The following is a 23,456-nucleotide window of genomic DNA, read 5'->3' as shown; positions in this document are numbered from 1 at the left end:
GGGGTTCGGCTCGCGCCCGCACCCCATGGGCGGGCGGCCGATGACGCACCATCACAGCGCATTCCGTACCCGACCCGCTAGGCCGCCGCGCTCGGCCTCCGCACCGGGCCCGACGGTCTGATCGGGGAACAGCAAAAGGCCCTCGCCATGAAGCGAGGGCCTTCGAATGGAGCCCCCATGCGGAATCGAACCGCAGACCTTCTCCTTACCATGGAGACGCTCTACCGACTGAGCTATAGGGGCTTGCCGGGCTTTCGCCGGGCCGGTCGAACAAGGAAGACATTACACGGCTGGCGGCCAGGAAGGGAAATCGGGTCCGCGGCCCCGGCGCACGCCGGACCGACCCCCGGCGGGCGGGCACCCGCCCCTCGGCGCGGGCCCGGCCAGCCCTCGGCGCGCGCGGCCAGCCTTCGGCGTGCGCGCGGTCAGCCTTCGGCGTGCGTCTCGTCGAACTCCTCGCGGGCGGCCAGCATCTGCCCGGTCCGCTGCTCCGTCCACCGGCCGAGCGGCGCCAGCAGTACAGCCAGCTCCCGGCCGAGCGGCAGCAGGTCGTAGACCACCCGCGGCGGCGTCTCCGGGAACACGGTGCGGCGCACCAGTCCGCTGCGCTCCAGGCTGCGCAGCGACTGGGTGAGCATCTTGCGGCTGACCCCGCCGACGCCGCGCTGCAGTTCGGAGAACCGCTGCTGCCCGCAGGCGGCGAGGCTCATCAGGATCAACATCGACCACTTGTCGGCCAGTTCGGCGAACATCGCGCGGCTGGGACAGAGCTGGGCGAAGACGTCGAGCTCCTGCTCCCGGTCCTGCCCGCCCTCCCGTTCCTGCCCCTGCCGCCCGGTGTCGCTCTCCGCCCGGGCCGCTTCCTCCGTCGTCATGCTGTCCAGGGTAGCCCCGCGGTCTCCAATCCACCCTTGGTAACCAATGGAGACTTGGTCTATATTAGAGACCATTCGACGGGCCGGGGTGCGGCAGCAGGCCCTCGCCGCCCCTTGCCTTCCCCCTGCCTTGCCTGCGTTGCCCTGCCCCTGCCCCTGCCCGTACCCGTATAGGAGTGCCCCCGCATGACCGCCATCCGCCCGACCGTCGCCCTCGCCTACCACTCCGGCTACGGCCACACCGCCGTCATCGCCGAGGCCGTCGCCCGCGGCGCCGCCGCCGCCGGCGCCGAGGCCGTCTCGATCGCCGTCGACACCATCACCGACGAGCAGTGGGCCCAGCTCGACGCCGCGGACGCGATCGTCTTCGGCTCCCCCACCTACATGGGCACCGCCTCCGGCGCCTTCCACGTCTTCGCCGAGGCCACCAGCAAGCGCTGGTTCTCCGACGCCTGGCGGGACAAGGTCGCCGCCGGCTTCACCAACTCCGCCTCCAAGAGCGGCGACAAGGCCGGCACCCTCGGCTTCTTCCAGACCCTCGCCGCCCAGCACGCCATGAGCTGGGTCAACCTCGGCCTCAAGCCCGGCTGGAACGCCACCACCGCCACCGAGAACGACCTCAACCGCCTCGGCTTCTTCAACGGCGCCGCCGCCTCCAGCCCGTCCGACGCCGGCCCCGAGGCCGTGCACAAGGCCGACATCGCGACCGCCGAGTACCTCGGCGAGCGGGTCGCCCAGCACACCGCCGTCGTGCTGGCCGGCCGCGCCGCCCTCGCCGGCTGACCGCACCGCACGGTCGGCACCTACGCCGCCGGGTCCGCCCCCAGGAGGGGCGCCCGGCGGCGTCCGCCGTCCACCGCCCCCAACTCCGCGCCGCCGGTCTCCGGCAGCAGCCACAGGCACCCCAGCGCCACCGCACCCAACCCCACCAGGTACCAGCCGACCGGCTCCGCCGTCCCGTACGCCTCCGTCAGCCGCGTCGCCACCAGCGGCGTCGTCGCCCCGCCCACCACGCCGCCCAGGTTGTACGTCAACGCGGCACCCGTGTACCGCACCCGGGTCGGGAACAACTCCGGCAGGAACGCCGCCACCGGCCCCATCAGGCACCCCAGCACCACCAGCGCACCCGCCAGTGCCACGAACATCAACGGCCGGCGCACCGTCTCCAGCAGCGGGAACAGCACCAACGACCACCCCGCCGCCAGGCCCGTCGCCCAGCTCAGCGTCCGCCGCCGCCCCCACCCGTCACTGCGCGACGCGCTCACCCACACCGTCACGCCCATGCCCAGCGCGCCCACCAGCAGCATCACCAGCACCAGCGAACTCGCCACCCCGAGCCCGGACGTCGCGTACGCCAACGCGTACGTCGTGGTCAGGTAGAACAGCGCGTACCCCACGGTGATCGCCCCACAGCCCAGCAGCACCGTGCGCCAGTGCCCGCGCAACACCTCCACCACCGGCGCCCGGTCCCTCGGCTCGTCCGGCCGGAACAGCGGCGTCTCCTCCAACCGCAGCCGCACGAACAGCCCCACCGCCACCAGCCCCAACGACGCCAGGAACGGCACCCGCCAGCCCCACTCCCGGAACGCCCGCTCGTCCAGGCCGAGTTGGACCGCCAGGAACACCCCGTTCGCCAACACGAACCCGCTCGTCGGCCCCAACTGCAGGAACGCCCCGTACCGCCCCCGCCGCCCGGCCGGCGCGTTCTCCGCGATCAGCAGCGCCGCCCCGCCCCACTCCCCGCCCAACCCCACGCCCTGACACACCCGCAACGCCACCAGGGCCACCGACGCCCACCACCCCCACGACCCGAACCCCGGCAACACCCCCACCGCCGCCGTCGACAGCCCCATCAACAACAGCGACACCACCAGCGTCGCCTTCCGCCCCACCCGGTCCCCGAAATGCCCGAACACCACCGCCCCCAGCGGCCGGGCCAGGAACGCCACCGCGTACACCGAGAACGCCGCCAACAGCGCCCCCACCGTGCCCAGTTCAGGAAAGAACACCGACCCGAACACCAAGGCCGCCGCCGTCCCGTACAAAAAGAAGTCGTAGAACTCGATCGCCGTACCGATCAGCGCCGCAGCCGCCGCACGCCTCAACTGCCCCGCCCGCCGGGCTTCCTCCGCATCCATACCACCACCCTGGACACCAGCCCGCCCCGCCACCAGCCCCCACCCGAGTGACCCCCGCGCACACCCCCACCCCACGCGCCCCCGGCTCAACACCGCAGGCGCACACCAGCGCAGGCCCCCGGATCACCGCACGTACGGGTCCTCCCCCGGCGGCACCGCAGGCTGTCCACTGGCCTTCCGCCGCCGCAGCACGACGAACACCACACCGGCGACCAGCACCAACCCACCCACCACACCGGCCACGACCGGCAACGCACCACCCGAACCGGAGGACTTCTCCGCCGCCGGCCCCACCGGAGGCGCCCCCACCGCCACATCACTCGGACTCGGGGCGGCCGAACTCGACGAGGGCGTCGAAGTAGCCGACGGGCTCGCCGAGGGAGACGGAGCGGCCGGTGCCGAGGCCTCTGGAATCGAGATCGGCGACACATCCGCCGGCCCCGGGTCGCCAGGACTCGTCAGCGCGATCCGCGGCCTGACCGCTCCATAACCGGCATCGTTGTTTCGAATGGCCCCATCACTCGACTTGCCCGCCGTATTGATGAGAACCCGCAGAATTTGATTGGCCGTCCAGTCCGGATGCACCGACCACACCAATGCGGCCGAAGCGGAAACCAGGGCGGTCGCGTCGGACGTTCCGTGACTCTTACAGTAGCCCGTGGAAGAGGTGCAAGCTTCAATCATGTCCATGCCTGGAGCCACAAGGGCGACCTGCGGGCCCATCTGAGACTCCGATGTCACGGTTCCATCGCGGTCGACGGCTCCAACTCCGACGACATTGGGCAGAGCGCCCGGATATTCAATCAGATTCCCCGACTGTGCCGAATTTCCGACACTGGAGACCACCAGGGATCCCCTTTCCCTCGCAGTCGCGAGAATTCCATTCAACTTGGCCACACCCTCCGGGGATGCCGCCACAGCTGCCGTGCCCTGCGAGATGTTGATTACCCGGGCCCCCTGGTCGACCGCATAGGTGACGGCCTGCCCAATCTGGTCGAGAAAATCGGCTGTGGTAACCGAACCTGCAGACCCGTTATTGATCTTCAGTGGAAGAATTCTGGAACTGGGCGCAAGGCCGTAGGCCCCATTACCCCCTCGATTCTTGCCCGTCCCTGCAATGAGGCTGGCCATCTCTGTGCCATGCCCGTTATCGTAGGAACCGACTCCCCCAGGGCTACCGCTGAAGTCTTTCCCCGGAAGAAATTGTCCGGCCAGGTCTGGATGATCCAGCCTGAAGCCGCCATCGATCACAGCAACAATGACACCTTCACCCTTGGAGATCTTCCACATCTCCGACGCATGCATGGCATCCAGGTGCCACTGATCGGCACGGATCGAATCGTCGGCAATCGCAGGAACTGCAACCGGGCCGACCATGATTCCCGCAGCCAGGAGCGACGCTGCAAACACACGCTGACGCACTCGTTTCCGCCCCATCACAACCCCTCGTCAGTTCCTGTCGATCGAGAAATACGCCCCGAACAGGTCTGCCCGGCCACTGGGAGAGCCCAGTGGCCGGGCAGTCGTTGCCGTCCTACTCAATCACGTCCGGGTTGCTGTGCGGCGTACCGCTGGTCCAGGTCTCCTCGTCCTCGTGGAGGTAGTCGGCCCGCTTGCGGCGATCGCGCTCGTTCCGCCCTGAGTGACCTGCCGTTCCCGGGGCCATCATGCCGTTCTGCCCGGAGCGGGCTTCGCCCTCAACGGCTCCCGCAGCAGCAGCCCGGTTACGCAGGCCTGTACCACCCGGCGTGAACTCCCCGCCAGCAGCCGGTCCCTTGCGGCCGCCGACCGCCCCTCCTCCGGTCGAGGTCAGGCCCCGGCCCCGCGAGCTGCCGCCCGAACCAACGGCTCCGGAACCACCACCCATCCCCGGATGCATGCCGCCCACCCCGCCCGCGCTGCCGGCCGCTCCCGCCCGACCAGCCTGGGTCTCACGGGCGCCGAAGACCGTCCCGCTGGGCAGACCCGGGTTGCCACCGGACTTGCCCGGCACCGAGCCGCCGCCGAACGGAGCCGTACGGACGGGGATCGAGCCACCGCCCCTGCCGGAGACGGATCCGCCACCACCCTTGGCCGGAATCGAGCCGCCGCCGGCCCCGGCCGGGAAACCGGTCACCGGGCCGCCACCCGGATATCCCGGGGTGCCACCGGGGCCACCCGGATATCCGGGAATCCCACTCGGACCGTCAGGCGAGAGACTTCCACCACCGCTGGGGCCGAGCGGGCCGGTCTGACCTGGCAGGGTCGGCACGGTCGGCAGGCTGTCGAGGCCGGTACCGGGACGGTGGACGGGTTCCGACGGCACAGAGGGCGGCGTCGAGGAGCCCGGGTCCACCGGCGTCGGCGGCACCTCGCCACCGCTTCGCGGCGGAATCGGGCCACCGTGTCCCGGCTCGCTCGGCACCTGCGAGTCCGACCTGGGGTTGTGAATCGCCACCGAGCCGCCGCTGTAGTTGCCTCCGGACGGGCGGGAGCTCCCACCGCTGCTGAAACCATCGCCCGAACGGGGGCTTCGGAGGGAGCCACCGGAGCCGCCTCCGTTGCCGCCACCGCCCGTGTACACCGAGTCTGTGCTCCTGTCCTTACTGCCAGGCGTCCCCGGGAGGTCCACTGGCCCAAGCCCGGCCAGTTTCGTCGTCGCCGCGTCGTACGCCTGCGCGAGCTTCTCCATCTGGAGGACGGCTTCCTGGTGCTCCTTCTGGACCTTCGCCTGGGCCTGGGCGGCCTCGGTCCCAGTCACCCAGCCCTTGTTGACCGTCTTCATGTAATCGTCGACGGACTGACCGACCGCGAGCTGCACGCTTGAGGGCATGTAGACCGTCTGACTGTTGCGCTTGGTGACCGTCGCGATCTCCGTGTGCGGCGGTTCGGGCACAGCGGACTTTGCGGTGCTGAGCGCCTCACCGGCCTGGTGCATGGCTTCGCCGGCGGTCTTGGAGTAGTCGCCGAGCAGCCCGGCGGACTGATGCAGGTTCCCGGCCCAGGTCTTGAAGCTCTCGGCGGCGGGGCCTTCCCAGTGAACCTGGTCGATGTGCGACTTGAGTGCCGCGCTCAGTTCCTTCAGAACACGGCCGGCCGACTGCAGCTGAGTGCCTCGGCTCAGGACCTTCGAAGGGTCCGTGCTGTCGACCATCTTCCTCAGATTGTCGTGGTCGTAGCTCTCGAAGTTCGTTCCGCCTGCCACTACTTACTCCCCGTTTCCCCGTAGGTCTCTCCTGGCGCAGCCATCAGAACGTCGAGTCGGCCCGCGGCGGTGTGGGGCCGCCCGCGTTCTTCGCGACGGCGTTCTGTGCGGCCGCCGTGTCGTCCTCGTTGGCCGAGTAGTTGCCCGCCGTCGCCGCGACCGCGGTCTTCATCGCCTCGATCTGCGACACGAAGTCCTTGTGCAGCTTGACGAGCTGGGTGTGCACCTTGTCGTAGGCCGCGGTCAGGGCCGTCGCTTCGGCGAACTCCGCGCTGGCGAAGCTTCCGCCGGTCAGCTTCTGTTCCTGGAGTTTGTACGGGGCCGCCGGGGAGCCCTCCATGGCCTGGAGCAGGGCTTCGATCTTCTTGGCGAACGCGGTGAGCGTGTCGAGCTCGACCTTGACGTCCTTCTTGCCGAAGGCGGACACCAGGTCGGCGGCGCTGACGTTCATCTGCACGGTGCTGACGAGGGGGCCGAACCCCATCATGTGGCTGAGCATAAATGGCGTGACGTCACCGGACGTGTCCGGACTGGCCCCCGTGTTCGGTGGAACCTCTCCTGCCACAGCAGTTCACCTCTCCCCCGTACGGGCGGCGGTTCGGGGTAACCCCGGGGCCGCCGCTCCGCAACATACCGTCAACTTCTCGGTCGTACAGTGCTGGTCGGTGCACCGCCCGCCCTGGGGGCGGTCTCCGCCTCCGTAATCGTAGCCACCGCCCCTGTCGGGTCGGCAGGGCCCTTGGCCCGCCTGTGCGGGATCGGTACGAACTTGACACGTGCGGCCCTCGGGGGTGCCGCGCCGGGCCCCGGTAGACTGGTCTCGCCCGGTTGGACCGGGTACGCCCCCATCTGCCGCGCAATGTCGCACAGCAGCGACCCCTGGCCGCAGAACGGACGTGACCTGATGCCCGCAGACGAGTCCGCCCCCTCCTGGTGGGCCCGTGCCGCCCGTCCTTCCCAGCCGCCGTTGCCGCTGGCGCTGATGGCCCGCGCGGCGGTGGGCATGGCGGTGCCGCTGGCCGCAGGGCTGCTGGCGCACCGGCTGGATCTGGGGGTGTTCGCCGGTCTGGGCGCGATGCACGCGACGATGAACGACCGCGCGGAGCCGAGCGGCCTGCGGGTGCCCCGGATCGCGTCGGCGGTGCTGGCTTCGGCGCTCGGCATGCTGATCGGCACTTCCCTCCAGCACGCGCACGTTTCGGCGGTGGTGCTCGGTGCGGCGCTCACGTTCACGGCGTTCGCGTCCGGCGCGCTGAGTGCGACGGGCCCGCGGGGTTCGGCGGCGGGGATGCTGCTGCTGGTGTCGGCGGCGTTGGGCAGCGGGATGCCGTTGCCGGATCCGTGGTGGGCGGCGGCGCCGATGATGCTGGCGGGTGCCGCGTTCGTGGTGGTACTGGGTCTGCCGGGGGGCGCGCACCGCCGTCCCGCCTCGGATCCGCGCAACCGTGCGCTGGCGGCCGCGTACGAGGCGTTCGGCCGGACGCTGGCCGATTTGGGCACGCCGCAGGGCGCGGCTTCGCGCCAGGTGTTGACGGCCCGGTTGAACCAGTTGCAGGACCTCCTCCCGCGACCGCACCGCCCGGGGTCGGAGTCCGCCCGTACGGTTCGGCTGCGCCGGATGTACGAGGCGGCGTTGGCCGCCACCGAGGCGGCGACGGGCCTGTTGTGGGCGTGGCGGCCGGTGCCGCCCGAGGTCGCGGAGGTACCGCTCCGGTTGGCGGACGCGGTCCGGCGGGGCGGCGGCGAGGTCGCCGTTCCGCAGTGGCAGCCGGACACGCCGTCCCGGCAGGCCCTGGACGTGGCGTTGCGCGCGGCGGCCGACACCGTGGCCGGCCGGGAGGCGGAGGTCGGTACCGCACCGGCACCGCCGCCCGATCCGTGGCGGCTGCGGGTGCGGCTGCTGTCGCGCGGTTCGGTCCGGTACGGGCTGCGGGTGGCGTTGTGCATCGCGGTCGGTTCGGCGGTGACGGCCAGCTACCCGCTCAGCAAGAGCTACTGGGTGCCGATGACGATCGCCTTCGTGTTGAAGCCGGATCTCGGTTCGGTGTTCCTGCGGGCGGTGAGCCGCTCGGTCGGCACGGTGCTCGGGGTGGCGGTCACGGCGGCCGTGGTGTCGCTCACGACCGACGCGTGGGTACTGACGGCGATCGCCGCGTTCTGCGTGGCCCTACTGCCGTACGCGACGGCGGCGCACTACGGGCTGAACACGGTGGCGATGACGCCGATGGCGTTGATCCTGCTCCAGTTGGGCGGGCAGAGCAGCGCGGCCGAGTTCTGGCCGCGGGTGCTGGACACGGTGCTCGCGAGCGCGATCGTGCTGCTCTTCGGCTATCTGCTGTGGCCCGAGCGTCCGCGGCACCGGATCGAGCCCCGGCTGGTGGACGCGGCCACCGCGCTGCGGGCCTATCTGGACGCGGTCACCGGGGACGCGGGCCGGGCCGAGGTGTGGCTGCGCCGTACGGCGTACCGGGCGTTGGAGGACGCCCGCCAGGAGGTGCGGCAGGGGCTGGCCGAGCCGCCGCCGACGGGACGGCTGGCGGAGCAGTGGCTGCCGGCGACGGCGGCGTTGGAACGGCTGGGCGGCGCGGTGGCGGCGTTCGCGGCGCAGCTGCGGTACGGCGGCCGGGTGCCGGATCCGGCGGAGGTGGGGCGGGTGCGCCGGGCGCTGGACGAGCTGACGGCGGCGGCCCGCGAGCACCGCCCGCCGACCGGGGCGGCGGCCCGCCCGACGGCGCCGCACGACCCGACGCGCAGTGCGCTGGGCCGTGCGGCGGACGAGCTGGAGGCCCTGCTGGCCCGGTAGGGCCCGACCGGAGTCCCGGTCCCGGCCAGAAGACTCCGACCAGAACTCCAACCAGAACCCCGATCAGGACTCCGGCCGGAACTCCGACCGGGGCTCAGACCTGCTCGGCCAGCTCCAGCCAGCTCAGCTCCAGCTCCTCCTTCTCCTCCCGGACGGTGCGCAGTTGCGCGTCCAGCTCCGCGACCTTGGAGAAGTCGGCGGCGTGCTCGGCGAGTTGGGCGTGCAGCTTGGACTCCTTCTGGTCCAGCTTGGCGATCTGCCGCTCCATCTTCTGCATCTCCTTCTTCGCCGCCCGCAGGTCGCCGCCCGACAGGGCCGACGCGGCGGTCCCGGCGTCCGAGCCGCCGGACGCCGCGGCCGAAGCGGTCGAGGCGGTCGAAGCACCCGACGCGGCCGAAGCGGCGGCGGCGATCGAGGCGGCCATCCGCGCCCGCCGCTCCAGGTACTCGTCGACGCCGCCCGGCAGCATCCGCATCTTCTGGTCGCCGAGCAGCGCGTGGACGACGTCGGTGGTCCGCTCGATGAAGAACCGGTCGTGGCTGATGACGATCATCGAGCCGGGCCAGCCGTCGAGCAGGTCCTCCAGCTGGTTGAGGGTCTCGATGTCGAGGTCGTTGGTGGGCTCGTCGAGGAACAGCACGTTGGGCTCGTCCATCAGCAGGCGCAGCAGTTGGAGCCGCCGCCGCTCGCCGCCGGACAGGTCGCCGACGGGCGTCCACTGCTTGTCCTTGCCGAAGCCGAACTGCTCGCACAGCTGGCCGGCGCTCATCTCCCGGCCCTTGCCGAGGTCGACGCGCGAGCGGACCTGCTCGACGGCCTGGAGCACCCGGATGGCCGGGTCCAGTTCGACGACCTCCTGCGACAGGTAGGCGAGCCGCACCGTCTTGCCGACCTTGATCAGACCCGACGCGGGCTGCACGTCGCCCTCGGAGGCGTACGCGTCGCGCAGGGCGCGCAGCAGCGAGGTCTTGCCGGCGCCGTTGACGCCGAGCAGGCCGATCCGCTCGCCGGGGCCGAGCTGCCAGGTGAGGTTCTCCAGCAGCAGCTTGGGGCCGGCCTTGACGGTGACGCCTTCCAGGTCGAAGACGGTCCTGCCCAGTCGCGCGTTGGCGAACTTCATCAGCTCGGACCGGTCCCGGGGCTCCGGCACGTCGGCGATCAGGGCGTTGGCGGCCTCGATCCGGTAGCGCGGCTTGGAGGTGCGGGCGGGGGCGCCGCGGCGCAGCCAGGCGAGTTCCTTGCGGGCGAGGTTCTGGCGCTTCTGCTCCTCGACGGCCTCGATCCGGGAGCGCTCGGCGCGGGCGAAGACGTAGTCGGAGTAGCCGCCCTCGTACTCGTGCACGGCGCCGCCCTGGACGTCCCACATCCGGGTGCAGACCTGGTCGAGGAACCAGCGGTCGTGGGTGACGCAGACCAGCGCGGAGCGGCGCTTCTGCAGGTGCTGGGCGAGCCAGTTGATGCCCTCGACGTCGAGGTGGTTGGTGGGCTCGTCGAGGACGATCAGGTCGGGCGAGCCGAGGAGCAGCTTGGCGAGGGCGATCCGGCGGCGCTCGCCGCCGGAGAGCGGGCCGATGACGGTGTCGAGGCCGTCGGCGAAGCCGGGCAGGTCGAGGCCGCCGAAGAGGCCTTCGACGATGTCGCGGATGCGGGCGTCGCCGAGCCACTCGTGGTCGGCCCGGTCGGCGATCACCTCGTGCCGGATGGTGGCCGTCGGGTCGAGCGAGTCGTGCTGGGTGAGGACGGCCAGCTGGAGGCCGCCGTTCCAGGTGATCCGGCCGCTGTCGGCCTCCTCCAGCTTGGCGAGCATCCGGATCAGGGTGGTCTTGCCGTCGCCGTTGCGTCCGACGACGCCGATCCGGTCGCCTTCGCTGACGCCGAGGCTGACTCCGTCCAGGAGGGCGCGGGTGCCGTAGACCTTCGTGACGGACTCGATGGTGGCGAGGTTGACGGCCACGTCTGCTGCGCTCCTGGGATTGGCGGTCTCGGGGCGGCCCGCCGGTCGCGGCCGGGCACCCCTGTCGGGGACGCCCCGATCTCCCCAGCCTAATGGGCCCGCCGAAGCGCCCTCACCGCCTGCGGCGGCGGGGGCCCCGAAACCGGCGGGCCCCGAACCGGCGAAGCCCCTACGACGCGAGCGGGGTCCCTACGACGCGGGCGCCGCCCCGGCACCGGCGGGCCCTACGGCACCAGCGCCGCCCCCGGCACCGGCCCGTACGTGGCGTGCGCGGTCCGGCAGGTGCCGGAGGCCCGCAGCGCCTCGGCGACGGCGGCGGCCGCGTCGGCGTCCTTGGCGAGGAACGCGCAGGTCGGCCCCGAGCCGGAGACGAGGGCGCCGAGCGCGCCGGCCTCGGTGCCGGCCCGCAGGGTGGCGGCGAGCGCGGGCCGCAGCGAGAGGGCGGCGGGCTGGAGGTCGTTGGCGAGGGCGGCGGCCAGGGCGACGGCATCGCCCTGGGCGAGGGCGGCGAGCAGCGCGGGGTCGGCGTCGGGGGTGCGGACGTCGGTGTCGCTGGAGCCGGTGCCGGCCTCCTCGCGCAGACGGTCGCACTCGCGGAAGACGGCGGGGGTGGAGAGGCCGCCGTCGGCGACCGCGAACACCCAGTGGAAGGCGCCGTCGACGGTGAGCGGCTGCAGGATCTCGCCCCGGCCGAGGCCCAGCGCGACGCCACCGAGCAGGGCGAACGGCACGTCGGAGCCGAGTTCGGCGGCCAGCTCCAGGAGGGTGTCGAGGGCGGTGTCGAGCTGCCAGAGCGCGTCGCAGGCGACCAGCGCGGCGGCCCCGTCGGCGCTGCCGCCGGCCATGCCGCCGGCGACCGGGATGGCCTTGGCGATGTGCAGGTGCACGCCGGGGTCGGCGATGCCGTGGTGGGCGGCGAGCAGGCGGGCGGCGCGGGCGGCGAGGTTGCTGTCGTCGAGGGGGACGACGTGGGCGTCCGGCCCGGTGCAGGAGAGCGTGACGCCCTCCCCCGCCGTGGCGGTGACCTCGTCGCCGAGGGCGACGGCGAAGAACACGTTGGCCAGGTCGTGGAACCCGTCGGCGCGCAGTCCGCCCACCCCGAGCTGGACGTTGACCTTGGCCGGAACCCGCACGGTGATCACTGGGAGTCCGCCTCCGGCTCGTGCTCGGAGATCACCGGCTCGTGCTCGGAGATCACCGGCTCGTGCTCGGAGATCACCGGCTTGTGCTCGGCGATCGCGGCGAACTGCTCCACCGTGAGCATCTCGCCGCGCAGCTTGTGGTCGATCCCGGCCGCCGCGAGCGCCTGCTCGGCCCCGGCGGCGGAGCCGGCCCAGCCGGCCAGCGCGGCGCGCAGGGTCTTGCGCCGCTGGGCGAACGCGGCGTCGACGACGGCGAACACCTCCCTGCGGCTGGCGGTGGTCTTCGGCGGCTCGCGGCGGATCAGCGAGACCAGCCCGGAGTCGACGTTGGGGGCGGGCCAGAACACGTTCCGGCCGATGGCACCGGACCGCTTCACGTCGGCGTACCAGTTGGCCTTGACGGACGGGACGCCGTAGACCTTGTTGCCGGGCTTGGCGGCGAGCCGGTCGGCGACCTCGGCCTGCACCATCACCAGGGTGCGCTCGATACTGGGGAAGGTCGCCAGCATGTGCAGCAGGACGGGCACGGCCACGTTGTACGGCAGGTTGGCGACCAGCGCGGTGGGCGCCGGCCCGGGCAGCTCGGTGACCTCCATGGCGTCGCTGAACACCAGGTCGAAGCTGTCGACCTTGCCGGGCATCCGGGCCGCGACGGTCGCCGGCAGGTGCTGTGCCAGTACCGGGTCGATCTCCACCGCCGTGACGTGCGCGGCCACCTCCAGCAGCGCCAACGTCAGCGACCCGAGCCCGGGTCCGACCTCGACCACCGCGTCCTCGGCCGTCACCCCGCCTGCCCGGACGATCCGCCGCACGGTGTTGCCGTCGATGACGAAGTTCTGCCCGCGCTGCTTGGTCGGCTTCACGCCGAACGCGGCCGCCAGCTCCCGAATGTCGGCGGCGCCCAGCAGGTGGCTGTCAGGGGTGGGGTCGGTGGTGCTCACGCGCCAAGGATACGGGCGCGCGGGGCCCTCAGAGTTCGACGACCTGGGCGAGGTCGATCTCGACGGGGTACGGCACCGAGGTGCGGAGCACGCCCTCATGCTGGGCGACGGGCAGGTAGACGCCCTTCTCATCGTCCCGGTGGAACTCGTGCACGATCGGCAGGTTGTCGAGGCCGCGCTCGACCCGCCAGTAGTACGGGATCTTCTTCTCGGCGTACTGGCCTGGCTTGCGGAAACGGTCGACGACCCTGGAGCCGGGTGATACGACCTCGACCGCCAGGACCACCGACTCGGGCGGGGTGCACTCCAGCTCGAAGAAGTCGAGGCCGGTCTTGTCGATGACGACGACGTCGGGCTTGGAGGTGTTGTATTCGTCGAGCAGGACGCAGCGCTCGGCGTTCACGACGTAAGGCGTGGTCCGCGCGCCGGACAACCTGATGAGCAGCTGATCGCGCACCTGGTCGTGCCACCACTTCGCCATCCCTCGGACCACGACGGCTCCGTCCACCAGTTCCCAATCGAACGGCAGGTCGAGGTCCTTGACCTGCTCGTACGTCCAGCCCTGGGACGGCGGATGCATCCAGTCGATCGGCTCGGCGGTCATCGCCACCTCCCTCACTGCACTCATGCTAGCCAGCCCAAGAAGCAGCCGGGAGTGCCGAATCGTTCCGCCGGAATCAGACTTTCGTTCGACCGGCTCAGTACCCGAAGGCCCGGGCCGTGTTCTCCGCGATCGCCGTGGACAGCTCGTCCTCGTGCAGCCCCAGCGTGCCGGCCATCGAGCGGACGGTGACCGGGATGAGGTACGGGGCGTTGGGCCGGCCGCGGTAGGGGTGGGGGGTGAGGAAGGGCGCGTCGGTCTCGACCAGGACCCGGTCGAGGGGGGTGGCGGCGAGGGCGTCGCGCAGCGGCTGGTTGGCCTTGAAGGTGACCGGGCCGGCGAAGGACAGGTACCAGCCGTGTTCGGCGCAGACCTTGGCCATCTCGGCGTCGCCGGAGTAGCAGTGGAAGACCGTCCGCTCGGGGGCGCCTTCCGCCAGCAGGACGGCGATGACGTCCTCGTGGGCGTCGCGGTCGTGGATGACCAGGGCCTTGTCGTGCCGCTTGGCCATCTCGATGTGGCGGCGGAACGACTCCTTCTGGATCTCGACGCCCTCGGGGCCGGTGCGGAAGTAGTCGAGGCCGGTCTCGCCGACGGCGCGGACCTGCGGGAGGGCGGCGAGCCGGTCGATCTCGGCGAGCGCCTCCTCCAGCGCGGCCTCGCCGCCCGCCTTCCGCTGCTGGCCGGACCAGCCGTCCGCGTCGCCGAGGAAGATCCGCGGCGCCTCGTTGGGGTGCAGGGCGACGGCCGCGTGCACCTGCTCGTACTGGGCCGCCAGTTCGGCGGCCCAGCGCGAGCCGGGCACGTCGCAGCCCACCTGGACGACCGTGGTGACCCCGACCGAGGCGGCCCGGGCCAGTCCCTCGGCCGGGGTGCCGGCCTGCATGTCGAGGTGGGTGTGCGAGTCGGCCACCGCCACGGCCAGGGGTTCCGGCAGTGGCGGCGGGGTCGACCGGGCGTCGTCCTTGGCAGACATCAGGAGGCGGGCTTCTCTTCGAGGCGCGGGAACAGGATCTCGCCCTTGGTGACGGTGCTGCCGGCGGGCAGCCGGCCCCAGTCGGCGGTGGTGGCGATGGTCTGCGCGGCGAGCGCGCCGAGGCCGGCCTCGGCGCCGAGCGAGGTCCACAGCTTCTCGGCGGTGGACGGCATCACCGGGTTGAGCATGACGGCGGTGCCGCGCAGCGCCTCGGCGGCGGTGTAGAGGATGGTGGCGAGGCGGGCCCGGCCCTGCTCCGAGTCGTCCTTGGCCACCTTCCACGGCTCCTGCTCGGTGAGGTAGCCGTTGACCTGCTTGACGAACTCGAAGATCGCCGCGAGGCCGCCGGCGAAGTCCAGCTCCTCGCCGATCTTCCGGTCGGCGGTGGCGAGGGCCGTGGCGAGGCCGTCCGCGATGGCCTGCTCGGCGTCACCGTGGGCGGCGGCGGCCGGCAGCGCGCCGTCGAAGTACTTGCCGACCATGGCGGCGACCCGGGAGGCCAGGTTGCCGAAGTCGTTGGCGAGTTCGGAGGTGTACCGGGCGGTGAAGTCCTCCCAGGAGAACGAGCCGTCGGTGCCGAAGGGGATCGCCCGCAGGAAGTAGTAGCGGTAGGCGTCCACGCCGAAGTGCGAGGTGAGGTCGGTGGGCGAGATGCCGGTCAGGTTGGACTTGGACATCTTCTCGCCGCCGACCATCAGCCAGCCGTTGGCGACGACCCGCTTGGGCAGCGGCAGGCCCGCGGCCATCAGCATGGCGGGCCAGATCACGGCGTGGAAGCGCAGGATGTCCTTGCCCACCAGGTGGACGGAGGCCGGCCACAGTTCGGCGAAGCGCTCCGGGTCGCTGCCGTAGCCGGCCGCGGTGATGTAGTTCTGCAGCGCGTCCACCCACACGTACAGGACGTGCTTCTCGTCCCAGGGCAGCGGGACGCCCCAGTTGAAGGTGGAGCGGGAGATCGAGAGGTCCTTCAGGTCCTGCTCGACGAAGCGCAGCACCTCGTTGCGGGCCGAGGCCGGCTGGATGAAGTCCGGGTTGGCGGCGTAGAACTCCAGCAGCTTCGGGCCGTAGGCGGAGAGGCGGAAGAAGTAGTTCTCCTCCTCCAGCCATTCGACCGGCCGCTTGTGCACGGCGCAGAGCTTCTCGTCCTCGGTGGCGCCGTCGAGCAGTTCGGCCGGGAGCTTGAACTCCTCGCAGCCGACGCAGTACGGGCCGGAGTAGCCGCCCTTGTAGATCTCGTCCTTGTCGTACAGGTCCTGGACGAACTCCTGCACGCGGTCGGTGTGGCGCTGCTGGGTGGTGCGGATGAAGTCGTCGTTGGCGATCTCCAGGTGCTCCCAGAGCGGCTTCCAGGCCTCTTCGACCAGCTTGTCGCACCACTCCTGCGGGCTGACGCCGTTGGCCTCGGCGGTCCGCATGATCTTCTGACCGTGCTCGTCGGTGCCGGTCAGGTACCACACCTTCTCGCCGCGCTGGCGGTGCCAGCGGGTGAGGACGTCGCCCGCCACGGTGGTGTACGCGTGGCCCAGGTGCGGGCGATCGTTGACGTAGTAGATCGGGGTGGAAACGTAGTACGCCGGGGCGGTCGCCCCGGTGGTGCTGTGGTCTGCAGTGGCCGCCATGGTCGGAAAGCTTAGTCGGGCCCGCCCGCAGCCCTCGACCGGATTGCCGCCCGCCGCCCTCGACGGATTGCCGCCCGCCGCCCTCGGCGGATTGCCGCCCGGCCGACGACGGCGGGGGCCGCCCGCCGCGCTGCTCGCGGCGGGCGGCCCCCGGGTGCGCTCCCGGTGCCGGCGGTCAGCCCAGCAGCCGCGACCAGAACCGGGCCCAGCGTCCGCGCGGCTTCGCGGGGTCGGTCACCGGGGCCGCCCCGGCCGGCTCGGCGTGCGCCGGGTAGCCGGGGGCGTGGTGCCAGGACTGGTCGGCGGTGGCGACCCGGCCCTCGCGCATGATCCGGACGGTGTGTCCGCCACACCCCGGGCAGGTCGGCTTGAGCAGCGGGGACGGTACCCGGACACCGTTGGCGTGGTATTCGAACACGACGTGCCCGTCCTTGCCGGCGTGGTGCTCGATGTCGTACGCCTGCTCCCAGCCGTACCCGCATCGCAGGCAGGCGAAGGAGTAGGCCTCCCGCACGGTCTCGACGGGAGTGTGCGGCCGTCCGGCCAGGCCGGGGGCGCTCAGCGCGTTGCCACCGAGGGGGCTACCGATCATCTCGCTCATAGCCGTCTCCCAGCGCCCGCCGGGCGCTCGCCCGGCTGGGTCTTTCCATTCCAGGAAATGCCCTGACGGCCTCGGCCGATGCCCTGCTTGTGAAGAGTTGGACGCGGGTTGGGAACTCCTATACGAAAGGCCTGGATCGTTCCGGAAACCGCGACCGAACTTTCAGCTCCGTGGGCGTTTACCGGGGCCTTCCCTCAAAGGTACGACTCCCCCGGGGTCACGCAACCCCCCGGAATTCACCCCTCTTTCACGGCCCCGTCCCCGCCCCCTTCGAGGCCTCGCTCTTCGCCTCGTTCTTGGCCGCCACCACCGCGTCGAACACCTCCCGCTTCGGCAGCGCGAGCTCCGCCGCGACGGCCGCGATGGCCTCCTTGCGGCGCTCCCCGGCCTCCTCCCGGACGGCCACCAGCCGGGCCAGTTCGGCGGGGGTGAGCTCCTGCGGCGCCGCCGGCGGGGCGCCCGCGACGACGACGGTGATCTCGCCCCTGACGCCTTCGGCGGCCCAGGCCGCCAGGTCGCCGAGGGGTCCGCGTTTCACCTCCTCGTACGTCTTGGTGAGCTCGCGGCAGACGGCGGCGGGCCGGTCGGCGCCGAACGCCTCGGCCATCGCGGCGAGCGCCTCGGCGATCCGGTGCGGCGCCTCGAAGAAGACCATGGTGCGCGGCTCGGCCGCGATCGAGGCGAGCTGCCGGGCCCGGTCGCCGGTCTTGCGCGGCAGGAAACCCTCGAAGGTGAAGCGGTCGACGGGCAGGCCGGACAGCGCGAGCGCGGTGAGCACGGCGGACGGCCCGGGCACCGCGGTGACCTTGACGTCGGCCTCGACGGCGGCGGCGACCAGCCGGTAGCCGGGGTCGGAGACGGACGGCATGCCGGCGTCGGTGACCAGCAGCACCCGGGCGCCGCCGAGCAGTGCCTCGACCAGTTCGGGGGTGCGGCCGACCTCGTTGCCCTCGAAGTAGGAGACCACCCGCCCGGCCGGGGTCACCCCGAGCGCCTGGGTGAGCCGGCGCAGCCGCCGGGTGTCCTCGGCCGCGATCACGTCCGCCGTGGCCAGTTCGGTGAGCAGCCGGGGCGGGGCGTCCGAGACGTCGCCGATGGGGGTGCCTGCGAGAACGAGTACTCCTGTCACGGGCCCCATCCTTGCAGCTACCGCGGCCCGGGGGCTTTTGGTGACGATTCGGGCAGCTTCCGAGGGAGCGGTCACACGTGTGAGAAGCGCCCCTACGATGTGGCGGATGAACGGCGACACGGCGGCGCGCACGCCCACTGGTACAGACCACACCGCGCAGGATGGCGGCGACGTGGCCGGCCTGCCGTCCTCCGCCGTCCCGGCTCCGCGGCCCGCCGACCAGGCCGGGAGCCCCGCGCGGCCCGACCAACCCGACCAGTTCGACCGCCCGGACCAGCCCGACCAACCCGGCCGACCCGACCAACCCGGCAGCGCCGCGCGCAGCTGGCGCGAGCGGCTGGCCGGGTTCGGCTACGCCGGCCGCCCGGTGGCCCCGCTGGCCGAGCGCCTGGTCCCGCCGATGCCGGACGGCCCCGGGGTGACCCCGGCGGTGGTGCCTCCGTCGCCGCTGCTGCTGCGGCTGGGCGTGTCCGTGCCGCCGGCCGTGTGGTCGTGGCTGTGCCGCTGGTCCGGCTGGCTGGGCCCGATCGCGGTGGCGGTGTTCGCCGGGATCCTGCGCTTCACCAACCTCGGCCAGCCGCACGCGATCATCTTCGACGAGACGTACTACGCCAAGGACGCCTACGCGCTCTGGCACGGCGGCTACGAGATCAACTGGCCGGACGGCGCCAACGAGCAGATCATGACGCCCGGCGCGGCCGTCCCGTACCGATCGGCGGCCTCCTACGTGGTCCATCCGCCGGTGGGCAAGTGGATCATCGGCGCCGGCGAGATGCTGTTCGGCATGAACCCCTTCGGCTGGCGGTTCGCGGTGGCCCTGCTCGGCACGCTGTCGGTGCTGATGGTGGCCAGGATCGCCCGCCGGCTGTTCCGCTCGACCCTGCTGGGCTGCGTGGCCGGCCTGCTGCTCTCGGTGGACGGCCTGCACCTGGTGCTCAGCCGCGCCGCGCTGCTGGACCTGGTGGTGATGTTCTGGATCCTCGCCGCCTTCGGTTTCCTGCTGCTGGACCGCGACCGCACCCGGGCCCGGCTGGCCGACCGGCTCGGCGGGGTGCCGGACGCGGTGCTGGCGCAGCGGGCGAACCTGGGCTGGCGCCCGTACCGGATCGCGGCCGGCGTCTGCGTCGGCCTGACCTGCGCCACCAAGTGGAGCGGCCTGTACGTGGCGGCGGCCTTCGGCGTGATGACGGTGCTGTGGGACGTCGGCGCCCGCCGCCTGGCCGGGGCCCCGCGCCCGTACCTGGCGACGCTCGCCCGGGACGTGGTGCCGGCCTTCGTGTCGGTCGTGGTGGTGTCGCTGGTCGTCTACGTCACGTCCTGGTGGGGCTGGTTCGCCAGCAGCAACGTGCCGGGCAAGGGCGGCTGGGGCCGGGACTGGGCGGTGGGCCGCTCGACCGACTACCCGTGGATACCCGAGGGGCTGCGCGCCCTGTGGCACTACCACTCGACGGTCTACGACTTCCACACCCACCTGAGCGACCCGCACACCTACCAGTCGAACCCGTGGTCCTGGCTGGTGCTGGGCCGGCCGGTCTCGTTCTTCTACGAGTCCCCCAAGCAGGGCCAGAGCGGCTGCACGGCCGCCGAGTGCGCCCGCGAGGTGCTGGGCATCGGCACCCCGCTGCTGTGGTGGGCGGCCGTGGTGGCGCTGGTGTACTGCCTGTGGCGCTGGGTGGCGCGGCGGGACTGGCGGGCGGGCGCGGTGCTGTGCGGCCTGGCCGCCGGCTACCTGCCGTGGTTCGCCTACCAGCAGCGGACGATCTTCCTCTTCTACGCGGTGGTGTTCGTCCCGTTCCTGGTGCTCGCGGTGACCATGCTGGTCGGTGCGCTGATCGGGCCTCCGGGGGCCTCCCGGGACCGCCGGATCATCGGTTCGGCGGCGGCCGGGCTGCTGGTGCTGCTGATCGTGTGGAACTTCCTCTTCTTCTTCCCGCTGTTCACCGGGCAGACGATTCCGATGGACGACTGGCGCCAGCGGATGTGGTTCAACAGCTGGATCTGATCGACACCGCTGTTCCCCGAATCGTCCGTATGCGGTGCACGACACGTACCAGATCCGTCACAACTCGCGGGCATTTCGTCGGCGCACCGATCGGCGCTGCCTAGGGTGGGGGGAACAACGTGTCCGGCCCCGGTCGGTCGCGCCCGTCCGGCAGACCCTTGGGGGAACAGCACCATGCGCAGAGGCGCGAAGATCGGCATCATCACCGGCGTCTCCGTCGCCGTGCTCGCGGGCGGTGGCTACGGGGCGTACAGCCTGATGGGCGGCTCGGACTCCGGATCGTCCTCGGCGAAGAAGCCCCGCACGGTGGTCGCCGAGCCGCCCTCGGCCGAGCAGGCGACCAACGGTGCGAAGGACTTCCTGGCGGCCTGGGCGGCCGGCGACCTGGACAAGGCCGCCGCGCTGACGGACGACCCGGCCGCGGCCACCACCGCGCTGACGGCGTTCCGCGACCAGGTCAAGCCGAGCGCGCTGACCCTGGCCCCGGCCGGCCCGGCCACCCCGCAGGCCTTCGCGTCGGCCACCGGCACCCCCGCGCCGGCCAAGCCCTCCGCCGGAGCCTCGGCCACGTCGTCGGCGGGCGCGACCCCCGGTGCCACCGACTCGCCGTCGGCCTCCGCCTCGGCCGGCCCCGCCGGTGTGCTGATGGGCTTCAAGGCGCGCGCCGAGTTCGCCGGCACCAACCGGGTCTGGGACTACAACGGCTTCCTGAACGTCGTGAAGATGAGCGACAACACCCCGGCCGTGCACTGGGCGCCGACGGTGATCCACCCGCACCTGTCCGGCAACGAGACGATCGCCACCCAGCAGGTCTTCGCCCCGCCGTCCACCGTGGTGGACCGCAACGGCAAGCCGCTGCAGGGCGCCTCGCTCACCCCGGCGCTGCTGTCCACCCTCCAGGACAACGCCCACAAGCTGCTGCCGCCGGACCCGAACAAGGACCAGGACGCGGGCAGCGCGGTGGTGATCAGCGACCCGGCCGGAAAGGGGGCCTCGGACAAGCTGTTCACCATCGTCGAGCCCAAGCCCGGCAAGCCGTTCAAGGTGACCATCGACAACACCATCCAGGCGGCGGCCGAGAAGGCGATGACGGACCTGGGCGGCAAGTCCGGGTCGATCGCCGCGATCGAGCCGAGCACCGGCCAGGTGCTGGCCTTCGCCAACGCGCCGGCCAGCGGTCAGAACCGGGCCTTCACCGGCCTGCTCGCGCCCGGCTCGACGATGAAGATCGTCACCTCGACGGCGCTGCTGGAGGCCGGGGTCAACCCGGACACCGTGGTGGCCTGCCCGGAGAAGAGCAGCAACCCGGTCGCGATCCCGAACGACTTCCCGGGCGCCTTCCCCAACAACACGCTCCAGCAGGACTTCATGGTGTCCTGCAACACGGCCTTCATCAACCAGGGCCTGACCAGCCTCAAGCCCGAGACGCTGTCCAGCACGGCCAAGGACGTGTTCGGCATCGGCCTGGAGTGGAAGACCGGTCTGCCGAACACCGACGGCAAGGTGCCGCCGACGCCGGGCAGCAAGGACGAGCAGGCCATGAACTACATCGGCCAGGGCAAGGTCCAGATGAACCCGCTGGCCATCGCCTCGATCACCGCGACCGTCCAGAGCGGCGCGTTCAAGCAGCCGATCCTGGTCGCCGGCCTGCCGCAGCAGGCGGCGGCCCGCCAGATCGCGCCGGACGTCGCGGGCAAGCTGCGCGCGATGATGAACGCCACCGCCACCGGCGGCACGGCCAAGGACGTGATGGCCGGGATCACCGACAACGCGGGTGCCAAGACCGGCTCCGCCGAGGTCGCCGGCGCGACCACCACCAACAGCTGGTTCACCGCCTTCCGCGGCAACATCGCGGTCGCCGCCGAGGTGCAGGGCGGCGGCCACGGCGTGGACGCGGCCGGCCCGGCCGTCGCCTCGCTGCTCAAGGCCGCGGGCCGCTAGAACAACCCGTCCGGACGGAGCCCGCTCAGCCCCGTGGCAGGGCGGGCTCCGGTCTGCCCGGCAGCCGGTGCGGCGGGATCGGGCGCCGGCTGCTCCAGCGCCGGGCCGCCAGCCGCGGCCAGATCACCAGGACCACCGGCAGGGCGAGGTAGCCGAACCGCCCGGCCGGGGCGAGCATGAACGCGATCGCCAGCCCGGCGGCCAGCAGGTCGGCGGCCGCGATCGCGGACACCGGCGGCCGGGCGAGCAGCCAGATGGCCACCCCGATCCCGCCCATGGTCATCAGCGCCAGCGAGACGGAGTGCCCGGTCGGCCCGAAGCCGGCCAGCACCTTGCCGGGCAGCGGGCTGCCGGCCGGCGTGCGGATGGCGGTGAGCCCGAGCGGGAAGCGCACCACCTGCTCGCGCAGTGCGTCCGCCCGGGTCAGCGCGGAGGGCAGGAGCACGGCCAGGCCGGTACCGACCGCGATCAGCGTGGTCCGGGCGGCGGGTCGGCGGCCGTACAGCCGCCACAGCAGCAGGGCGGCGACCGGCAGCGCCGGCCAGGCCGTCCACTTGAGGGTGCAGGCGAGGGCGAGCACCAGGCCGGCGCCGACGGTGCGGTCCCGCTCGGCGAGCGCCATGGCGAGGCAGCAGAGGCCGATCAGCGGCAGGTCCACCCCGCCGACGACGAGGGCCAGCGAGATCAGCGGCGAGGCGGTGAGCACGGCGAGCGGCAGCAGCGGCGCGCGCTCGCGGGTGGGCCGCAGCAGCCGCCAGCTGGCCAGCAGGCAGACCACGAAGGCCAGCGCGAACCAGATCCGGGCGTCCCCGGCGACCTGGGCGAGGTCGGAGCCGTCGCCCAGCAGTTGGCGCGGCATCCCGAACAGGGTCATGGCCGGCAGGTACGGGTTGTAGTCGGTGACCACCACCGGGTGCGGCAGGTACGGGCTGCCGGTGGTGAGCAGCAGGTGCGCCGAGCGTTCGACCACCATCACCTCGGACTGGTGGCGGCCCTGCACGGCGAGCAGGGCGAGCGGCGCGAGGACGGCCCCGGCGAGCGCGACCACGGCGGCGGCGCGGGCCGCGTAGCGGCGCGGCAGGGTGAGGCAGAGCAGCCCGGCCAGGACGTAGGCGGGGGCCGCGATGAAACCCCACATCCGCTGGTTGGGCAGGTCGGAGACGAGCGGGAAGGCGGCCGCCCAGCCGGCCGCGATCAGGCAGCCGAGCAGTTGGACGGTGCGCATCGAGGCGAGTCGGGCGGGATTCAGCCGATCGGGCGTGGGCGGGAACGTGCTCTCGCCACGCTGGCGGGGGAACGGCCGACTGGAGAAGCCGAGGGGCGGTCGTCCTGGTCCGGACGGCGCTCCGGCGGGGGTCGGCGGGGCCGGCGTTCTGCTGCGGCCGGTGAAGCGGCCGCGCGGGCGGGAGAAGCCGGGCGTGCGGGTGCTCACCATGGTGGAAGGTTATGGGTGGTGGCCGGGCCCTGTCGCCATGGCGTGGGGCACGTAGCGGGAGGTGGCATGAGGGGGGCCGCCGGGTGTCGTGATCGGCGGCCCCCCATGTCCGGAT

18 protein-coding genes and 1 tRNA gene are annotated in these 23,456 nt (G+C 72.2%); 4 read left to right on the top strand and 15 right to left on the bottom strand.

Going from position 1 to position 23,456, the window contains the following annotated elements; all coding sequences use genetic code 11:
* Positions 1–167 precede the first annotated feature (167 nt).
* A tRNA-Thr gene (locus ACIP37_RS28355) sits at positions 168–243 on the bottom strand.
* 182 nt (positions 244–425) lie between these two features.
* Positions 426–875, bottom strand: coding sequence for a winged helix-turn-helix transcriptional regulator (locus ACIP37_RS28350; protein WP_400809481.1), 450 nt, complete (start codon positions 873–875; stop codon positions 426–428).
* Between the two features lie 186 nt (positions 876–1,061).
* On the opposite strand from ACIP37_RS28350, the gene ACIP37_RS28345 reads away from it, so the two are divergent.
* The gene (locus ACIP37_RS28345) at positions 1,062–1,658 is read left to right on the top strand and encodes a flavodoxin family protein (RefSeq protein ID WP_363585327.1); all 597 of its coding nucleotides are present in this window, start codon (positions 1,062–1,064) and stop codon (positions 1,656–1,658) included.
* 20 nt (positions 1,659–1,678) lie between these two features.
* Here the strand turns inward: ACIP37_RS28345 and ACIP37_RS28340 are convergent, their stop codons facing one another.
* The 4 genes from ACIP37_RS28340 to ACIP37_RS28325 form a co-directional block, all read right to left on the bottom strand.
* Complete coding sequence (locus ACIP37_RS28340; protein ID WP_400809484.1) at positions 1,679–3,013, bottom strand: MFS transporter; 1,335 nt, start codon at positions 3,011–3,013, stop codon at positions 1,679–1,681.
* 123 nt (positions 3,014–3,136) lie between these two features.
* Complete coding sequence (gene mycP, locus ACIP37_RS28335) at positions 3,137–4,435, bottom strand: type VII secretion-associated serine protease mycosin (RefSeq protein ID WP_400809486.1); 1,299 nt, start codon at positions 4,433–4,435, stop codon at positions 3,137–3,139.
* Between the two features lie 112 nt (positions 4,436–4,547).
* A complete protein-coding gene (locus tag ACIP37_RS28330; protein WP_400809489.1) occupies positions 4,548–6,197 on the bottom strand; it encodes a WXG100 family type VII secretion target in 1,650 nt (549 codons plus the stop codon).
* A 43-nt stretch (positions 6,198–6,240) separates the two neighbouring features.
* Positions 6,241–6,684 carry a hypothetical protein gene (locus ACIP37_RS28325; RefSeq protein WP_400809492.1) on the bottom strand — a complete coding sequence of 148 codons (444 nt, stop codon included), beginning with the start codon at positions 6,682–6,684 and terminating at the stop codon, positions 6,241–6,243.
* 417 nt (positions 6,685–7,101) lie between these two features.
* Between ACIP37_RS28325 and ACIP37_RS28320 the strand changes: the two genes are divergently transcribed.
* On the top strand, positions 7,102–9,000 hold the full coding sequence (locus tag ACIP37_RS28320; RefSeq protein ID WP_400809494.1) for an FUSC family protein: 1,899 nt from the start codon (positions 7,102–7,104) through the stop codon (positions 8,998–9,000).
* 94 nt (positions 9,001–9,094) lie between these two features.
* Here the strand turns inward: ACIP37_RS28320 and ACIP37_RS28315 are convergent, their stop codons facing one another.
* The 8 genes from ACIP37_RS28315 to rsmI form a co-directional block, all read right to left on the bottom strand.
* Positions 9,095–10,954, bottom strand: a complete 1,860-nt coding sequence (locus tag ACIP37_RS28315) for an ABC-F family ATP-binding cassette domain-containing protein (RefSeq protein WP_363585333.1) — start codon at positions 10,952–10,954, stop codon at positions 9,095–9,097.
* Positions 10,955–11,178: 224 nt separating this feature from the next.
* The gene (locus ACIP37_RS28310; protein ID WP_363630158.1) at positions 11,179–12,096 is read right to left on the bottom strand and encodes a 4-(cytidine 5'-diphospho)-2-C-methyl-D-erythritol kinase; all 918 of its coding nucleotides are present in this window, start codon (positions 12,094–12,096) and stop codon (positions 11,179–11,181) included.
* On the bottom strand, positions 12,093–13,037 hold the full coding sequence (gene rsmA, locus ACIP37_RS28305; protein WP_400809497.1) for a 16S rRNA (adenine(1518)-N(6)/adenine(1519)-N(6))-dimethyltransferase RsmA: 945 nt from the start codon (positions 13,035–13,037) through the stop codon (positions 12,093–12,095). The genes ACIP37_RS28310 and rsmA overlap by 4 nt, the downstream gene beginning before the upstream one ends.
* 28 nt (positions 13,038–13,065) lie before the next feature.
* The gene (locus ACIP37_RS28300; RefSeq protein ID WP_400809500.1) at positions 13,066–13,665 is read right to left on the bottom strand and encodes a Uma2 family endonuclease; all 600 of its coding nucleotides are present in this window, start codon (positions 13,663–13,665) and stop codon (positions 13,066–13,068) included.
* Positions 13,666–13,735: 70 nt separating this feature from the next.
* A complete protein-coding gene (locus tag ACIP37_RS28295; protein ID WP_363585337.1) occupies positions 13,736–14,614 on the bottom strand; it encodes a TatD family hydrolase in 879 nt (292 codons plus the stop codon).
* Positions 14,614–16,233, bottom strand: coding sequence for a methionine--tRNA ligase (gene metG / locus ACIP37_RS28290; protein ID WP_363585338.1), 1,620 nt, complete (start codon positions 16,231–16,233; stop codon positions 14,614–14,616). Before metG ends, ACIP37_RS28295 begins: the two co-directional genes overlap by 1 nt.
* A 175-nt stretch (positions 16,234–16,408) precedes the next feature.
* Entirely contained in the window at positions 16,409–16,834 is a 426-nt protein-coding gene (locus ACIP37_RS28285; RefSeq protein WP_363585339.1) for a hypothetical protein, read from the bottom strand.
* Positions 16,835–17,081: 247 nt separating this feature from the next.
* Positions 17,082–17,963, bottom strand: coding sequence for a 16S rRNA (cytidine(1402)-2'-O)-methyltransferase (gene rsmI, locus ACIP37_RS28280; protein WP_400809503.1), 882 nt, complete (start codon positions 17,961–17,963; stop codon positions 17,082–17,084).
* 106 nt (positions 17,964–18,069) lie between these two features.
* Between rsmI and ACIP37_RS28275 the strand changes: the two genes are divergently transcribed.
* On the top strand, positions 18,070–19,965 hold the full coding sequence (locus tag ACIP37_RS28275) for a phospholipid carrier-dependent glycosyltransferase (protein ID WP_400809506.1): 1,896 nt from the start codon (positions 18,070–18,072) through the stop codon (positions 19,963–19,965).
* Positions 19,966–20,139: 174 nt separating this feature from the next.
* Entirely contained in the window at positions 20,140–21,906 is a 1,767-nt protein-coding gene (locus tag ACIP37_RS28270; protein ID WP_363585342.1) for a penicillin-binding transpeptidase domain-containing protein, read from the top strand.
* Between the two features lie 25 nt (positions 21,907–21,931).
* On the opposite strand, the gene ACIP37_RS28265 is transcribed toward ACIP37_RS28270, so the two are convergent.
* A complete protein-coding gene (locus ACIP37_RS28265) occupies positions 21,932–23,341 on the bottom strand; it encodes a glycosyltransferase 87 family protein (protein ID WP_400809509.1) in 1,410 nt (469 codons plus the stop codon).
* Between the last annotated feature and the right edge of the window lie 115 nt (positions 23,342–23,456).

It is taken from the genome of Kitasatospora sp. NPDC088861 (assembly GCF_044750105.1).
In the GTDB taxonomy this organism is placed as follows: Bacteria; Actinomycetota; Actinomycetes; order Streptomycetales; family Streptomycetaceae; genus Kitasatospora.
The sequence above is the reverse complement of the archived record's forward strand: the minus strand, read 5'-3'. Positions and strand labels throughout refer to the sequence as shown.

What these genes read in the sequence shown, in the direction of transcription:
- ACIP37_RS28320 (WP_400809494.1), top strand. Translation starts at nt 7,102, where the DNA reads ATGCCCGCAGACGAGTCCGCCCCCTCCTGGTGGGCCCGTGCCGCCCGT.
- ACIP37_RS28325 (WP_400809492.1), bottom strand. Translation starts at nt 6,684, where the DNA reads ATGATGGGGTTCGGCCCCCTCGTCAGCACCGTGCAGATGAACGTCAGC.
- ACIP37_RS28285 (WP_363585339.1), bottom strand. Translation starts at nt 16,834, where the DNA reads ATGAGCGAGATGATCGGTAGCCCCCTCGGTGGCAACGCGCTGAGCGCC.
- ACIP37_RS28300 (WP_400809500.1), bottom strand. Translation starts at nt 13,665, where the DNA reads ATGAGTGCAGTGAGGGAGGTGGCGATGACCGCCGAGCCGATCGACTGG.
- ACIP37_RS28345 (WP_363585327.1), top strand. Translation starts at nt 1,062, where the DNA reads ATGACCGCCATCCGCCCGACCGTCGCCCTCGCCTACCACTCCGGCTAC.
- ACIP37_RS28295 (WP_363585337.1), bottom strand. Translation starts at nt 14,614, where the DNA reads ATGTCTGCCAAGGACGACGCCCGGTCGACCCCGCCGCCACTGCCGGAA.
- ACIP37_RS28275 (WP_400809506.1), top strand. Translation starts at nt 18,070, where the DNA reads ATGAACGGCGACACGGCGGCGCGCACGCCCACTGGTACAGACCACACC.
- ACIP37_RS28340 (WP_400809484.1), bottom strand. Translation starts at nt 3,013, where the DNA reads ATGGATGCGGAGGAAGCCCGGCGGGCGGGGCAGTTGAGGCGTGCGGCG.
- ACIP37_RS28350 (WP_400809481.1), bottom strand. Translation starts at nt 875, where the DNA reads ATGACGACGGAGGAAGCGGCCCGGGCGGAGAGCGACACCGGGCGGCAG.
- metG (WP_363585338.1), bottom strand. Translation starts at nt 16,233, where the DNA reads ATGGCGGCCACTGCAGACCACAGCACCACCGGGGCGACCGCCCCGGCG.
- ACIP37_RS28265 (WP_400809509.1), bottom strand. Translation starts at nt 23,341, where the DNA reads ATGGTGAGCACCCGCACGCCCGGCTTCTCCCGCCCGCGCGGCCGCTTC.
- ACIP37_RS28270 (WP_363585342.1), top strand. Translation starts at nt 20,140, where the DNA reads ATGCGCAGAGGCGCGAAGATCGGCATCATCACCGGCGTCTCCGTCGCC.